This window comes from Endozoicomonas sp. (assembly GCF_051008435.1).
GTDB lineage: Bacteria > Pseudomonadota > Gammaproteobacteria > Pseudomonadales > Endozoicomonadaceae > Endozoicomonas_A.
The window spans coordinates 40512-55179 of record NZ_JBPCXO010000344.1 but is presented as its reverse complement, the minus strand read 5'-3'; the positions used below and the strand labels follow the sequence as shown (position 1 = coordinate 55179).

General features: G+C 49.2%; 13 protein-coding genes. 9 read left to right on the top strand and 4 right to left on the bottom strand.

Annotated features, from left to right (window positions below; translation table 11 throughout):
• A partial coding sequence (locus ACR2PX_RS17510) for a DUF637 domain-containing protein (RefSeq protein WP_434000650.1) occupies positions 1–2107 on the bottom strand: 2107 nt, incomplete at its 3' end.
• A gap of 168 nt (positions 2108–2275) precedes the next feature.
• On the opposite strand from ACR2PX_RS17510, the gene rsmA reads away from it, so the two are divergent.
• The 5 genes from rsmA (at position 2276) to coaE (ending at position 7460) form a co-directional block, all read left to right on the top strand.
• Positions 2276–3094: a 16S rRNA (adenine(1518)-N(6)/adenine(1519)-N(6))-dimethyltransferase RsmA gene (gene rsmA / locus ACR2PX_RS17505; RefSeq protein ID WP_434000649.1), complete on the top strand. Its 819-nt coding sequence runs from the start codon at positions 2276–2278 to the stop codon at positions 3092–3094.
• Between the two features lie 326 nt (positions 3095–3420).
• Positions 3421–4233 carry a symmetrical bis(5'-nucleosyl)-tetraphosphatase gene (locus ACR2PX_RS17500; protein ID WP_434000648.1) on the top strand — a complete coding sequence of 271 codons (813 nt, stop codon included), beginning with the start codon at positions 3421–3423 and terminating at the stop codon, positions 4231–4233.
• Between the two features lie 265 nt (positions 4234–4498).
• Positions 4499–5716, top strand: coding sequence for a type II secretion system F family protein (locus tag ACR2PX_RS17495; protein ID WP_434000647.1), 1218 nt, complete (start codon positions 4499–4501; stop codon positions 5714–5716).
• A gap of 261 nt (positions 5717–5977) precedes the next feature.
• Positions 5978–6850, top strand: coding sequence for a prepilin peptidase (locus ACR2PX_RS17490; protein ID WP_434000646.1), 873 nt, complete (start codon positions 5978–5980; stop codon positions 6848–6850).
• Between the two features lie 7 nt (positions 6851–6857).
• Positions 6858–7460, top strand: coding sequence for a dephospho-CoA kinase (gene coaE, locus ACR2PX_RS17485; protein WP_434000645.1), 603 nt, complete (start codon positions 6858–6860; stop codon positions 7458–7460).
• Here the strand turns inward: coaE and ACR2PX_RS17480 are convergent.
• The 3 genes from ACR2PX_RS17480 to ACR2PX_RS17470 form a co-directional block, all read right to left on the bottom strand.
• Positions 7436–7816 (bottom strand): hypothetical protein, encoded by a 381-nt coding sequence (locus ACR2PX_RS17480; RefSeq protein WP_434000644.1) that lies wholly within the window; start codon positions 7814–7816, stop codon positions 7436–7438. The two genes, coaE and ACR2PX_RS17480, sit on opposite strands and share 25 nt — an antisense overlap.
• Positions 7817–7887: 71 nt before the next feature.
• Positions 7888–9510 (bottom strand): NAD+ synthase, encoded by a 1623-nt coding sequence (locus tag ACR2PX_RS17475; RefSeq protein ID WP_434000643.1) that lies wholly within the window; start codon positions 9508–9510, stop codon positions 7888–7890.
• Positions 9511–9604: 94 nt separating this feature from the next.
• A complete protein-coding gene (locus ACR2PX_RS17470) occupies positions 9605–11710 on the bottom strand; it encodes an EAL domain-containing protein (protein WP_434000642.1) in 2106 nt (701 codons plus the stop codon).
• Positions 11711–12020: 310 nt separating this feature from the next.
• Between ACR2PX_RS17470 and ACR2PX_RS17465 the strand changes: the two genes are divergently transcribed.
• The 4 genes from ACR2PX_RS17465 to ACR2PX_RS17450 are packed head-to-tail and all read left to right on the top strand — an operon-like array spanning position 12021 to position 14654.
• Positions 12021–12557: a GspH/FimT family pseudopilin gene (locus ACR2PX_RS17465; protein WP_434000641.1), complete on the top strand. Its 537-nt coding sequence runs from the start codon at positions 12021–12023 to the stop codon at positions 12555–12557.
• 14 nt (positions 12558–12571) lie between these two features.
• Entirely contained in the window at positions 12572–13042 is a 471-nt protein-coding gene (gene pilV / locus ACR2PX_RS17460; RefSeq protein WP_434000640.1) for a type IV pilus modification protein PilV, read from the top strand.
• A 2-nt stretch (positions 13043–13044) separates the two neighbouring features.
• Entirely contained in the window at positions 13045–14091 is a 1047-nt protein-coding gene (locus ACR2PX_RS17455; protein WP_434000639.1) for a PilW family protein, read from the top strand.
• 2 nt (positions 14092–14093) lie between these two features.
• A complete protein-coding gene (locus tag ACR2PX_RS17450) occupies positions 14094–14654 on the top strand; it encodes a pilus assembly PilX family protein (protein ID WP_434000638.1) in 561 nt (186 codons plus the stop codon).
• The last annotated feature ends 14 nt before the right edge of the window (positions 14655–14668 follow it).

Here is a 14668-nt window from a genome sequence, read left to right as displayed (position 1 = left end):
CCCTGCCCAGGGTTTCACCTGAAACATAAGTGCCTGCTGTCCAAAGGGCTGCAGCCAGGGGCATATTTCCCGCTTTTATGGCCATCAGGTCGGCGGTGACGAAACCAACGCCTTCTATGCCCGCCAGAATTATATGAGCAACCGCTGTTGCCCGGCTGGCCCGGATGCTGTCTTTCCAGCCATCAGCGTTGCTGTAAGTGAACAGGCCGGTGGCCTGCAGTTCCAAGATCTCCTGGCCGAAGTTTGAACCCACTTCCTGCCAGTCTTGCAGTTGATCGTGGTAGGCGTCCGAGGGGTGAACACTGTCCGCGCAGTGGGTCAGAAAACAGGCGGCTGCTTTGTACCGATCCTGTTGCTCCGGTGTCCTCTTCTCTATCTTCTGCCACAGAGCACCCACTTCTTCTGAGTGCAGCTGGCGGTTATACAAGTGCTGGGCCTGACCAATGTCGGCCCCGGTTTCCGGGTCACCGCCCGTTATCTGGGCCGCTATTGCCGCACCAAGAGTGCTCAGAACTTCAAGCACTTTTGTATAAATAGACTCCTGCTGTTCGGACGATAAATAAAATCGCTCCGCTTCTGGCGCACAGGGGGGTTCCCAACATTCATCTATATCCCATGGATCCGCGTCCCCTGGAATACTGATTCTGGCCACTGCCTGGGCGGCTGCGCCTGCTGCTGCGGCAGCCAGTGGTTTACCGTCTTTCAACAAACCATACAGGGCTCCCGTACCGGCATGCAGTGCTACTTTTTCCAGGCTGCCTTCTTCCCAGCCCTGTTGTTGAGCGTAATTGCCCGCCCAATAATTCAGCTGTGCAGCCAATTGTGTAAAAGCTTCTTTGCTGGCTGCATCTTCAAGAGCCCCGCCCAGGGAACCGCCTTTAATAACAGCTCCTGCCGAAGCCCTACCGGAAATTCTTACCGCCGCATTTTGGATCTGCAGTGCCAGAGGCGCTTCAGGTGTCATTCGATAGGGTACGTCAAATCCACCCATGATAGCGCCAGCCAGTACTTCAACGCCGACCGATTTTATGGCCTCTTCTGCAAACACTTCCTCAATAGCCGCCGCCAGGTTACCTCCGTGGTTGACCACCGCTACAGAGCTACGCGCCACCATAGACGAAAAGGCCGCATTGGCTACATTGGTGGCAATCAGGTTAGAGCCCATGCTGACCGGCAGGAAAGATGCGCCTACTCCATAAGTCGCCACGGTAACCGCCGCCCCTATCACGATACCTGCCAATGGCGATAACCCCGAGTGTTTCTGGTTCCAGGATCGATAACTGGTTTCCAGTGTCTGCCAGTGGCTGTGGTGGCTCCCGACCTGGTTTAACCAGGCCAGTTCTGGGTAGGCGACCACCAAGCGACCAAGGGATTGCTCCAGAGTTTCTCCCGGCACTATGCCCACCTGGGCTTCTATGGACTGAGCATTGATCGTCACCTCAGGCGCGTCGAGCCGGGTATGAACAACATTTGTCCACTGCTGGCCACTGACTTTATGCTTATTCTTTAACCAACCTTCCCGGCGCGTTTCGTCCTGTACAAAGTGTTCTTCAAGGCCTGCCAAAGCAAACCATTGCTCAGTATTCAAGGTAATTCCCGTACCAGCCTTGAGATAGGCGGCTTCTGAAACAAGCGTACGAACCTGAATATTAATGTACCCAAGTGCCTCGATAGCACTTGGGTTAAGTCGAGAATGGTGCTCGGTATGAGTTGCTATCTTCTTGCTGCCAAGACCTCTCTTTTTACTGGCACTCTGCAAGTCTTCTGTATGACGGCTGGCCAGCAAGTGCAGTTCCGAAGCCGTCACGCTCACGGATTCTGCCTTAACCTGCGTATTGGTGAGTGAGACGGCTTGTCGGGGGACTTCGAAGGTGATGGGCTTGTTGGATGAAATCTCGGCACTTTCAATGCGTATATTGCCGTTCTTGTTATCGTTGGCCGGTTTTATTATAGTGCCTTGCTCACTGCCAATAATATCAATGAAGCCACCATCATCGCTGGTAATGCTACCACCTTTGAAGTGAAAAACCGTCTGAGCCTGGGTCGGGGCTACAAGATTGAGCACAAAAAACACCAGCGCGACAGTATTGAACAGGATTCCTTGCATGCTTTATGGCTACCAGTCAGTTTATTGGTTTTTAGTTAAATGCTGGACAAAATTTAGATGAACTTTTCCTGAATTCCCAACCCACCTGTCCAATGTATCTGGTAGCCAAAAGGGTTATCTGCCGCTATCATAGCGCCCCCTCAATGGCTCGTTTAGTTTGTCAAAAGCATGGCTGAAATTCCCTATCACAAGGCCCGTAAACGATTTGGGCAGAACTTTCTGCACGATCACGGAGTCATTCAACGGATTATCCGTTCCATACACCCAAAAGCGGGTGATCGAATCGTGGAAATCGGCCCGGGTCAGGGCGCGCTGACTGAATTCCTGCTGGACGGCGCCGGTCAACTGGATGTCGTTGAACTGGATAGGGATTTGATCCCAACCCTGAAACTGAGATTTGGTTTAAACCCTGAATTCCGGATTCATGAAGGCGACGCTCTCAAGTTTGATTTCTCTTCTCTCATCAATCAAGGCGGGAATAAAGGCGAGACACTCAGACTGGTAGGCAACCTGCCCTACAACATCTCTACTCCCCTGATTTTTCATCTGCTTGAGTTTCAGGGATTGATCAGTGACATGTACTTCATGTTGCAGAAAGAGGTTGTAGAAAGACTGGCTGCCCAGCCGGGTGAGAAGCATTACGGTCGACTGGGCATCATGGCTCAGTATTATTGCAGGGTAGACAACCTTTTTGTTGTAGGTCCTGGTTGCTTCAAACCAGCACCTAAAGTTGATTCTGCCATTGTACGACTTTCGCCTTATACTGAATTACCTTACCCGGCAGATGACGTAAAACTTCTGGAGAGAGTGGTTCGTGAAGCCTTTCAGCAAAGACGCAAGACCATGCGCAATACACTGAAAACGTTGATTAGTGCTGATGAACTGTCAGAACTGGGCATTGATCCAGTCAGCCGACCTGAAACCGTGACTCTGCCAGAGTTTGTTTCTATCGCCAATTATCTGCACAAGAAAACCACCAACCCATGATAGACGACAAGGCAACTTGAAAGCCTGCGGGTGAGTGAGTTACTACTATTCATAGGGAAATAAAATTTTCAAAACTGTTCAGATCGCTGACTGATATCCGATAACTCAGTCAGCTCTCCAAAGGACAGTATCAATCCGGTCAACGAAGAAAAGGATGATTTTTCGAGCCGGCCATAAGCCCGTCCTGAAGCGGTCACACATTCAGAACAGGCTTTTGAGCATTTCAATCAAGAATTCCTTAATTTGATGTTAAAGGCCAAGAACCTTTATAAGACCTGTAATGTGGATAGCTACCCCACGTGTACAGGTTCAGGAGATTATTGTTAATGACCGTGTACGCTGTAGGTGATATCCAGGGATGTTACGAGCCTCTCAGACGCCTGCTGGACAAAGTCCAATTCAATCCAGGCCGTGACCAGTTATGGGTGGCGGGCGATATGGTAAACCGTGGACCAGACTCCCTGGCTACGCTGCGCTACCTGAAAAGTCTGGGCAGCAATTGCACTGCTGTGCTTGGCAACCATGACCTGCATCTACTGGCTGTAGCAGCCAGAGTGCGCCGAACCAAGAAGAAAGATACCTTTGCCCCCCTTCTCAGCGCCCCTGACAGAGACTCTCTGATTGAATGGCTGAGGCATCGCCCACTCATCCACCATGATAAAGAGCGGGAAGTCACTATGGTGCATGCCGGCATTCCTCCGATCTGGACCCTGAAACAAGCGTGTCTTTATGGAGCAAAACTGGAGAAAGCGCTAAGGGGTGAGAACTATGCCGAGTTTTTGCAGTTTCTCTTTAAATCCGACAGCATCAGCTCAATGGAAGAAGCCTATACACGCCGGGCGAAACTTAAACTGACTGCGGCTTATCTGACCCGGATGCGATTTTGTGACCAGTACGGTCGGCTTGATCTTGATAACAAGACGGCTTCAGCCAGCAAGAAGTTTGCGCCCTGGTTCAGCTTTCCTGATAGTCCGGTATACAAGGAACGTATTATTTTTGGCCATTGGGCAGCACTGGAAGGCAACACTGAGCGTAAAAAAATCCACGCCCTTGATACTGGCTGTGTCTGGGGACGCTGCCTGACCGCCCTAAACCTGGATGACTACAGCCTGACTTCAGTAGACTGCTGTTATCGATAAGGATTCGCTGAAGGATGACGACCTAACTGAAATGAGCTTATCAACGACCTAACCCTATGATTACAGTGCAAAAAACCATCAAACTTTAGGACTTTTGTCACCTTTTTCTGATTTTGTTCCCTGCTTCGTATCAAGTTTCTCTAAGGTCTCGTACAATAGACGCCGACAAAGCCTATAGCGGACTCCGTTAAAAGCGGTACAACGACACTGCATTTAAAGCAGTGGCTTACTAAGAATTACAAAGAAGCTACGGAACGGGCTAGATATGGCACGTAAACCAACGAAAACAGCCACATTCGTCTGGGAAGGTAAAGACAAGAGTGGACGGAAGGCCAAAGGAGAAATTCAGGGCACCAGTATTGCCCTGGTAAAGGCCGAACTCCGTAAGCAGGGAATCAATTCCGCCAAAGTCAAAAAGAAGGGTATGACTCTGGGCACCAAGGGCGGCAAAATCAAGCCCATGGATATCGCTCTGTTCACCCGTCAGCTCGCCACCATGATGAAAGCAGGGGTTCCCCTGCTGCAAGCTTTTGAAATCACCTCAGACGGTTTAGAAAAGCCTGCAATGAAAGATCTTCTTGGCAAAATCAAAAACGATGTTGCCGGGGGCACTACACTTGCTGACTCACTGAGAAACCACCCTCTTTATTTTGATGATCTTTATTGCAACCTGGTCGCCTCCGGTGAACAGTCAGGTTCATTAGAATCACTGCTGGACCGAATTGCCACCTATAAAGAGAAAACCGAGGCCCTTAAGGCCAAAATCAAGAAAGCAATGAAATACCCCATTGCGGTTGTGGGTGTTGCCATGGTCGTAACCGGTATTCTGCTGGTCTACGTAGTGCCTCAGTTTGAAGAAGTTTTCCAGGGTTTTGGGGCAGAATTGCCTGCCTTTACCCAGCTGGTCATCGGTATTTCTGAAGTCGTCCAGAATTCATGGCACATGGCCATTGCAGGGCTGGTTGTCTTTGGTTTCCTCTTTAAGAAATTAATGCAGAAATCCAAAGCAACTCGAGACAGGATGGATCGTATTCTTCTTAAGATACCGGTCATTGGCGTGATTCTCGACAAATCGGCTGTTGCCCGTTTTGCCAGAACGCTCTCAACAACCTTTGCAGCCGGTGTCCCCTTGGTAGATGCTCTTGACTCGGTAGCCGGTGCTTCAGGAAACGTCGTCTATTCAGACGCTACTCAGCGCATCAAAGAAGATGTATCCAGCGGTCAGCAGCTGCAGTTTTCTATGAAAAACTCCGGCATATTCCCAGCCATGGCAGTCCAGATGGTAGCCATTGGTGAAGAGTCTGGCGCCCTGGATGAAATGCTCGATAAAGTCGCCACCTTCTACGAAGACGAAGTTGACAACATGGTTGACGGTCTCACCAGCTTGATGGAGCCTCTGATCATGTCCGTACTGGGTGTACTGGTTGGCGGCCTGATCATTGCCATGTATCTGCCTATCTTCCAGTTGGGTGCGGTCGTGTAAAAAAGCTCAGATTTTCTACACATCGCAGAACAAGCAACCATAACAGCACAGAACCAAACTCTATGCTGTTATGGTTTTTTGATTTTTCAATTCCATCCATACCTTTCTGGCAACCCACTCAACAATGCACTTACCGGTAAAATCAAGTAGAGTAAGGCCAGAAACAGCCATGAAACAAAGTGTCGCCAGCCTCAAATTAAAACGCGTTTCTTAACCTGATCGAGCGGCACTTTCATACTAAAAAACCGGACTTATTGACTAATGGCACTCCTAGAGTTACTGCAATCGTCACCCACTTATTTTTATATCACCCTGACTATTATTGGTTTGCTGGTCGGTAGTTTTCTCAATGTTGTTATTTTGCGTCTGCCAACAATGATGGAACGCCAGTGGAAACTGGAGTGCCTTGAAGCTCTGCATCCGGACAAGGTTCCTTCGGAAATGGAGCCCTATAATCTGATCAAACCGGATTCCACCTGCCCAAGCTGTGGACACAAGATCAGGGCCTGGGAAAATATCCCGGTACTCAGCTATCTGTTTCTAAAAGGTCGCTGTGCTTCCTGCAAAACCTCTATTTCTGCCCGCTACCCCACCATTGAAATCATTTCAGCCGTATTAACTGTATCTGTGGGTATCTACTTTGGGGCCACTTTGCAGACAGTTTTACTCTGCTTTATGGTCTGGGCACTGATCGCACTGACCATGATCGATCTGGATACCCAATTGCTGCCTGACAGCATCACTCTGCCTTTGCTCTGGCTGGGACTGCTGGCCAACAGTTTTGATCTGTTCATTCCATTGCAGGATGCTGTGCTGGGAGCTGCTGCTGGCTATCTCTCCCTATGGTCGGTCTACTGGTTATTCAAGCTGATCACCGGCAAGGAAGGTATGGGCTATGGCGACTTTAAACTGCTGGGTGCCTTAGGGGCCTGGATGGGATGGCAAATGCTGCCACTGATTATCCTGCTGTCATCACTGGTAGGAACAGTTGTGGCCGTTGTACTGATTATTCTAAAGAAGCAGGAACGCAGTAACCCTATTCCTTTTGGTCCATATCTGGCCGCTGCTGGTTTTATTGCCCTGCTGTGGGGAGAAACGCTGGTTCAATCTTATCTGCAGATAATGGGACTGTGAGCTGAGTATGAGTAAGCTGGTTATTGGGGTTACAGGTGGCATCGGCAGTGGCAAAACGGCAGTGACTGACTACTTCTCCAGCCTGGGTATTACTGTGGTTGATGCAGACCAGGCTTCACGTATGGTTGTTGAACCGGGTCGCCCAGCTCTGGTTAAAATTGCAGAGAGACATGGTCAGGATATTCTCACAGACGAAGGTACCCTGGATCGCAGGAAACTCAGAGACATTATCTTTGATAGCGACAATGAGCGTGTATGGCTGGAACAGTTACTGCATCCGCTGATTCGCAATCAGATTGTTCAGCAATTGGAAGAGTCCGAATCCCCATACACGATCATGGTTTCCCCCCTGCTGGTTGAAACCGATCAGCATGTGCTCACTGACCGTATTCTGGTTGTGGATGTGCCTGAAGACATTCAACGGGAAAGAACCATGAGCCGAGACGGCATGAGCAAAGAACAAACTCAGGCGATTATGGCCAAGCAGGCTTCCAGGAATCAAAGACTGGAAAAAGCCAACGACGTTGTTGATAACAGTGGCTCTCTGGAACAACTGTTTCAGCAACTCGATCAAATTCATCAGACTTATCTGGGTCTGGTAAAAGCATAAGCCATATTGGGAGTCGCATCCTGAAGCCCGAGTTTAACCAGCCGGGCTTCTATGGCAAACGGCGTTCTTTCCAAAGTCTCTGCCAGCTCTTTGGTACCCAGTCCATTGTTATAATCCGCTTTCAGTTGTTCATCTTCCTCCCTGCTCCAGGGCTTACCGGCCTTAATGGGTTTATTGGCAGCGGCTTTTCGTCGTGATGGTTCCAGCAGTTGGATAGCAGAATAAAGGGAACGAATGATCAGTGGATGCTGGTAGGGAGCAGAGTCCGGAAAGATTTCCCCAGTCGAAGGATGAACACCTTCAGCCAGTTGCTTAGCCAGTTGCTTAAGTACTTCAACCGTTGTTTCTTTGTCCATGACAACCTCTTGCACTGTTCATATATACAGTGCAAGAGTAGAAGAAATTTTGCGCTCGTCCAGTCAGAAGATCAAATCCCTGGTCGCCAGCCATTAGTAATCGGGTAACGTCGGTCACGTCCAAAGCCACGAGGGGTGATACGAACACCCACTACTGCCTGACGACGCTTGAACTCATTCACATCGATCAAGCGAAGAACCCGATAGACTGTATCCCGCTCAAAACCGGACTCAATAATGGCTTCAGCACTTTTATCCTCTTCCACATACATCTCGATGATTCGGTCCAGTTCATCGTAGGGAGGCAGGCTATCTTCATCGACCTGATCCGGAGCCAGTTCAGCTGAAGGTGGACGATCAATCACTCGTTGCGGAATAACATAGCCCAATGTATTGCGGTATTCAGACAATGCAAAGACCAGGGTTTTTGGCACATCTTTCAGGGCATTGTAACCACCACACATATCGCCGTAGAGCGTGGCATAACCTACCGCCATTTCACTCTTGTTACCGGTGGTGAGGACCATGTAACCTTTCTTGTTGGAAATGGCCATGAGCATGACACCACGACAACGGGACTGAAGGTTTTCTTCCGTCGTGTCTTTCTGAGTATTCTCAAATTGGGTGCTCATGGTTTCCATGAATGCATCAAACATAGGCTCTATGGGCATGATGGAATAATCCACCCCCAGAATGTCAGCTTCTTCCTGAGCGTCTTCCAGACTCATGTTTGAGGTGTAGCGAAAAGGCATCATAACGGCCTGAACCCGCTCAGCCCCCAACGCATCAGTGGCAATGGCCAGCGTCAACGCAGAATCAATCCCGCCGGATAAGCCAAGCACGACTCCTTTAAAACCATTTTTATTCACATAGTCACGAACACCTGTGACCAGAGCCTTGTAGACTCTTTCGTGCAAGCCAGGCAGCTCCGCAATTTCTTCCTGATCAAAAGCCTTCTCAGCTTTATCGAAACAGGTTTTGTACAGACCTTCCGTAAAGTAATCTGCTCTAACGGCTAACTGTCCATTGCCGTTCATTGCGAAAGAGCCGCCATCAAACACCAGCTCATCCTGACCACCGAGAAGGTTGACATAAAGCACGGGTAGACCCGTTTCCTGGCAACGATTTCTGATGGTTTCGTACCGGATAGACTGCTTGTCCATGTGGAATGGAGAGGCATTCAGACTCAGTATCAGATCAGCACCCGCATCCAGGGCCTGCTGGGCAGGAGATTGATACCAGAGATCTTCACAAACCGTCAGAGCCAGCTTTACGCCTTTACACTCAAAAACGCAGGGTGTTTGCCCGGGCACAAAGTAACGCTTTTCATCAAACACCTGATAATTTGGCAGATGCTGCTTAGCGTATCGGGCCACAATCTGACCATCTCTCAATACTACTGCCTGGTTTTCAAGGCCATGAGCACCTATGGCTGGCAAACCAATCACCAGGTCAATACCTTTAACCCCACAGAGCTTGTTAATAGCCTGCTCAACTCTCAAGACCATACTGGGCCTGAGCAACAGATCCTCAGGTGGGTACCCACAGAGTGTCAGTTCCGGAAAAACCACCATATCGGCCTGATGACGATCACGAGCTTCTTCAGCCGATTCGATCACCCGGTTGGTGTTGCCGTCGATATCACCCACTTTGAGGTTCAATTGGGCCATGACGATATTGAGCTTTGCTGACATTGAAAAGCCTGATGTCTTTATCTTCAATCTGGAAGCGGGCTATTTTCAACGATGTTGCAGTCAGTGTAAAACTCAAAATCAATCTGCAGTCTTTCTAAAACTCCCCTTCAAAGTCGAAATCCATGTGTTCTGCAGGTTCTTGCAAGAAGTCACCCTGTATAAAATCAACACCCGTGTGCCAGAGCGGAGCCATTTCAACCGCACTTTGAACCTGAGGCACAATCACTTTCTGACCTTCTTCCGACAGCGCCAGAATCATTTCCTTGAGTTCTTCACCCTGACTTTCGCTGGTCAGGTCTTTTGTGAAGGAGGGATCTACCTTGACGTAATCCAGTGCCAGTGGCGCTATGGTTTCCATGGGATTTAGGCTACAACCGAATTCACTGATACCGGTACTGCAGCCCAGCGCCTTAACCGCTTCGAAAAAGCCGGGAGCTTGCTTATTGAAACGAACGATGTTTTGTTCACTGACTTCCACCACAACCGATGAAGTCGGAATACCGGCAGCCTTCAGAGCCACACCCATCCAGGGAAGAAATTCCTTCTCCAGGATGGCGTTTCCGCCAAGATGCAGGAAGAGTCGGATTTTATCCTTACTGCGGGTAGAGTTTAGAAGTTCTTTACCGGCTTCTATAACCTGCCAGCGATCAACTTTGCTCCAGAGAGTATTTTTATCCAACTTATTTCGGAAAGTCACCGAGTCATGCTCACGACCTCTGACATCAATCATACGCAGCTGAACTTCAAAGTGCTTTTCGGAAGAACCTTTCAGGCTGACAACAGGTTGATACTTCAGTTTAAAATTATCATGTTTCAGAGCCTGACTGACCATACCAGCCAGATGCTTCTCGACCGAACTGACGGCATTAATCTTGCGTTTCTGGTAGAAGCAGAGTTTGCTGCCACCTTCTTTTTGTGCCTGTGTGGCTGCATGTCTGGCCCTCACCAGCTGGGTCTTGAGGTCACTGCTTGAATCGGTCAGTATGACACTCCCCAAACTGAGCTTAACCGGAAGCTCATTATTACCCAGGACAACCGCTTCTTCCGTGACGCCTTTAATAATCTGGCCTGCCAGTTCCCGGACCGCTTTTTCATCACCCGCTTTGACCAGAGCCATGATGCAGTCGCCACTCCAGCTGGCAGCCTTGTGCTCAATCAATTCCAGACCGAGACGAGAACTGACTTCCTTATGATAAGGTTGACTGACTCTTTTCCCCCCTTTGGCATGAAGGGCACGCAGTGAATCCAGAGTAATACAAAGCAAAGCAAATTTGTCTTTACCTGCCACCACTCTCTGCATGGCAACATCCAGCTGCTCCTTGAAAGCATTCTTGTCATAAAGATGGGTTTCACTGTCAGGGCGCGCAACCTCAACTTCTTCCTGCTCTATTTCCGGTGTATCTTCCAACTCCTGAGGCCTCACCAGCAGGCTCAGGGTGTAGCGACCATCGAATGATGTAGGACTGACCATTGCCCTGACGGGAACTTCTCCTTCCTGATCAACCAGCAGTGGACACTGAATGGCAGCCAGAGCCTGACCACTGTCTTCAATACTGATCAGAAACTCTCCCACATCCTTGCGATCGTTTTCAGCGACCAGATCGCTGAAAGTCTTACCTGCCAAGCTGGCTCCAGCGTCCAGGCCCACTAATTCATTGAAAGCCGGGTTTGAATATTTCACCAGACCTTCGCTGATATAGATGATGGCATCAACCTGGTCATCCAGCAGGTTACGTCTTTGTTTTTCTGATTCATTCAGGGCAACGCTCATTCGCCGGTAATGCCGACGAGTATTAAGATCTTCTATTTCTCGATCGGAAGTCAGCAGCAACAATTCATCATTGTCCCGTGCAATGACACTCCTTACCCCCAGTTTGAACAATTCCAGATGCTCTTCTTCAGGATGCTCTTCTTCAGGATGCTCTGCCAGAACAATGGAGGGAATATCCCTGCCCTGTTGATCGACCCGATCAAGCACCAGGCTGACGGTCAGACCTTCTGGCAACTCTGCAGCAGAGATGATCATCAGATCCCATTTTTGATGACCCGACAGAGCGTCCTCCAGATTCTCCATTGAGGTGACATGGTGGGCTCTGGTCGAATATCCGGCGTCCCGATAGACATTCAGCAGTGCTTCGGCTTCTTCAGAGGAGGCATCAACAATCAGCAGTCGGACGGTATCCCTGTTTTCCTGCTCCATGGCATTGACCTGATTCAGCGAGAGTTTAAGGGTTTTCTCCCCCTTATAGCTGCCGTTACTTTGAAATCATTAGAGGCTGTCAATTTCCCGCCTCTGTTTTTATCCGGTTGATTGCTTTGTTATTAATTCCACAGATTCTCTGACCCTATTCCCAGATCCGGAAAAACCGCTTCTAGACTGATTAGATAAGCGCTAAAAACCGGTCAGATACTATAGGTCTGTAAATGCTATGGGGCAGTCAAACAGTCTTGAATCCAGAAACAGCCATGAGCGAAAAAAACATTTTTTCGTCACCCTTTGTGATGAAAAAATGTCCACGGTAAAAAAAACAGCAAAAGGATTTTCGTTAATAGAACTGATGATCACTCTGTTGATCGCAGCGATTATTATCGCCATGGGGCTGCCTCAGCTGAGAGAGATGTCTAACACCATCCGCTTCGCAAACCTTCAGCAAAACCTGATCTCAAGCTTGCTCTATGCCCGCAGTGAAGCGGTAAAGAACGGCAGTAATACCATTGCTTGTGCTTCTACTAATGGAATTAACTGTTCAGCTTCAGCAAACGACTGGAGTCAAGGCTGGCTCATTTTCACCGATGAGAATAATAATGGCCTTTATGATGGTGAACCTGTGGATACTCCAAGACGCTCCCAGACTGTCGATTCCATTGCGTCCATTACCTGGGGTAACACTACACCGATCGTGTTTGAAGGGGATGGCACCGTCAATAATACCAGCTCTGGTACCTTCCTGATTTGTGACGGTCAAGCTACATCGAGCATTGCTCGAGGTGTGACGATTAACCTGTCTGGTCGGGTCCGCTCTACCGATTCGGTAATTTGTCCATGAGTTCAAGAGTGTCCATGAGTTCAAGACGCTCCCAGACGGGCATGACCCTGGTGGAAATTCTGATCACCGTCATCATCCTGGCTTCTGGCCTGTTAGGTATGGCTGCATTACAAACCCGAAGTATCAGTTACAACAGCATTGCCTACCTTAATTCCCTCTCCAACATTATTGCCTACGACATGCTGGACAGGATCAAAGCCAATCCGGTTTATGCCGTCGACGGACCCGGTTACTCCGCCAGTGTAGGGAACGTGCCTGCTTCCTACCCTGATGACTGCAATACCGCAGACTGCACACCCGCTGAACTGGCTCGCTATGACGTAGCCCAATGGAAATTCATCCTGGATGCACAATTACCTAATTCAGATGGATCAATTGTCAAAACCGACACCCCGGAGGGTCGGAATTACACAATCACGGTCTTTTTTGATGACAGTAAAGGTCAACAGCCCCGTCGTCAGGTTATTCTCAGGAGCACAATGTAGCCATGAGCCGATCTAATCAGTATGGACTCAGCCTGATTGAACTGATGATTTCCATGCTGTTGGGCATATTCATCATTACCTCTGTCACCCAGGTGTTTTTAAGCAGTAATGACTCCAATCGATTGAACTTTCAGTTGGGATTAATGCAGGAAGCAGCCCGAATTGCGATGAGTTCGATGTCCAATGATGTCCGAATGGCCGGATACACTGGCTGTGATCACGAAGCATTGATTGGAAACGCCCTGCTTCAAAACAATGCCACCAACGAATGGCTGACGGCAGAACAACCGCTTCAGGGTATGAACCTTTCCGAAACCCAGTCAAAGATGGATGCTCTGGCCACGTCAGAAAGCCTGCTGATCTTCAAGGTGGATCCTGACAATGTATTCGCCATTACCAATCATGATACCTCCACCTCCACCCTGACACTGGACAGCAATATCGGCTCAACTCTGTCAACAGGCGACGCTGCCGCTCTCACACGTCAGGACTGCTCTCAAGTCGCACTGATAGCACTGAGTTCCATCAGTGGCAGTACTGTCACGCATACCACCAGCGGCGGGGGAGATTTCAGAAACTGTGTGACTCAACTCAAGGGCAGCTTTCGCTGTTATGACAGCTCTTCCCCTACCGGAGCCTTGTCTTTTAACCCTGGCTACCTGAAACCGATGGAATCGGTCGGATATTTTGTAAAACTGGACAACGGTCTACCCACCCTGTTCAGAAAAGAAGCGGGAAATGCCAACGCGCTGGCTGTCGTGGACGGAGTTGAAGATGTTCGGATTCACTATGGTCTGGATACCGATAATGATGGGGTGGCTAATCGCTATATCAGCGCCGGTGACAGAAGCTTCCGCCATGCCGATTGGCTTCAGACAACATCGATACGAATACATTTACTGACTCGAAGTGAGTCAGAAGTATTACCCATACCCGCTCCCGCTGCACCGCCCAGGACCTATCTTTTTGACGGTATTGAAGTCACCCAGTTCGATCGCTTTTTACGCAGGGAATATGTCATGACCATGGCCTTGAGAAACAGGGGATAATCATGAACCGTATCAGAAAGCATCGTGATGAACAGGGTACCGCACTGCTGTACACCATGATCTTTCTTACGCTCATGGTGATGGCCGCCCTGACTGCGGTTCAGTTCTCAAGCCTTGAGCAGAGAATGTCCGCCAGCTATCGAACTCATCAGGCTGCGTTCATTGCTGCAGAAACCGCTCTGCTGGAAGCGGAACGTTGTGTCAAAGGCCAAAATAGCTGCAATGACATTACAACGTTTGCCAATGACTGCGGTAATGGTCTCTGTTTCAATGGCACCGACAGCACCAGCATTATCAGCTGCCGGGCCGGTAATGCCCGCCCCTGGGAAAACACCTCACTCTGGACAGATACCAACAAAACCATTGCAGCCACAACACTGCCTTCCGGCACTTCTGCCCGTTATATTGTTGAATTTCTTTGCTATATCCCAAGAGCCCTTTTTGGTGTTACCCCCAACCCTGCCAACCCTTCAGACTGGTCAAGGCTTTATCGTGTGACAGTGCTCGCTTCAGTCGATAACCTCAATAGTCAGGTCATGTTGCAGTCCACCTATAAACGCTAAGCAGCAGAAAAAGG

Bases quoted from the DNA above. Each gene is read 5' to 3' on its own strand.
- ACR2PX_RS17475 (WP_434000643.1), bottom strand. From the start codon at position 9,510: ATGTCAGCAAAGCTCAATATCGTCATGGCCCAATTGAACCTCAAAGTG.
- ACR2PX_RS17480 (WP_434000644.1), bottom strand. From the start codon at position 7,816: ATGGACAAAGAAACAACGGTTGAAGTACTTAAGCAACTGGCTAAGCAA.
- ACR2PX_RS17500 (WP_434000648.1), top strand. From the start codon at position 3,421: ATGACCGTGTACGCTGTAGGTGATATCCAGGGATGTTACGAGCCTCTC.
- ACR2PX_RS17470 (WP_434000642.1), bottom strand. From the start codon at position 11,710: ATGGAGCAGGAAAACAGGGATACCGTCCGACTGCTGATTGTTGATGCC.
- rsmA (WP_434000649.1), top strand. From the start codon at position 2,276: ATGGCTGAAATTCCCTATCACAAGGCCCGTAAACGATTTGGGCAGAAC.
- coaE (WP_434000645.1), top strand. From the start codon at position 6,858: ATGAGTAAGCTGGTTATTGGGGTTACAGGTGGCATCGGCAGTGGCAAA.
- ACR2PX_RS17495 (WP_434000647.1), top strand. From the start codon at position 4,499: ATGGCACGTAAACCAACGAAAACAGCCACATTCGTCTGGGAAGGTAAA.
- ACR2PX_RS17450 (WP_434000638.1), top strand. From the start codon at position 14,094: ATGAACCGTATCAGAAAGCATCGTGATGAACAGGGTACCGCACTGCTG.
- pilV (WP_434000640.1), top strand. From the start codon at position 12,572: ATGAGTTCAAGACGCTCCCAGACGGGCATGACCCTGGTGGAAATTCTG.
- ACR2PX_RS17490 (WP_434000646.1), top strand. From the start codon at position 5,978: ATGGCACTCCTAGAGTTACTGCAATCGTCACCCACTTATTTTTATATC.
- ACR2PX_RS17455 (WP_434000639.1), top strand. From the start codon at position 13,045: ATGAGCCGATCTAATCAGTATGGACTCAGCCTGATTGAACTGATGATT.
- ACR2PX_RS17465 (WP_434000641.1), top strand. From the start codon at position 12,021: ATGTCCACGGTAAAAAAAACAGCAAAAGGATTTTCGTTAATAGAACTG.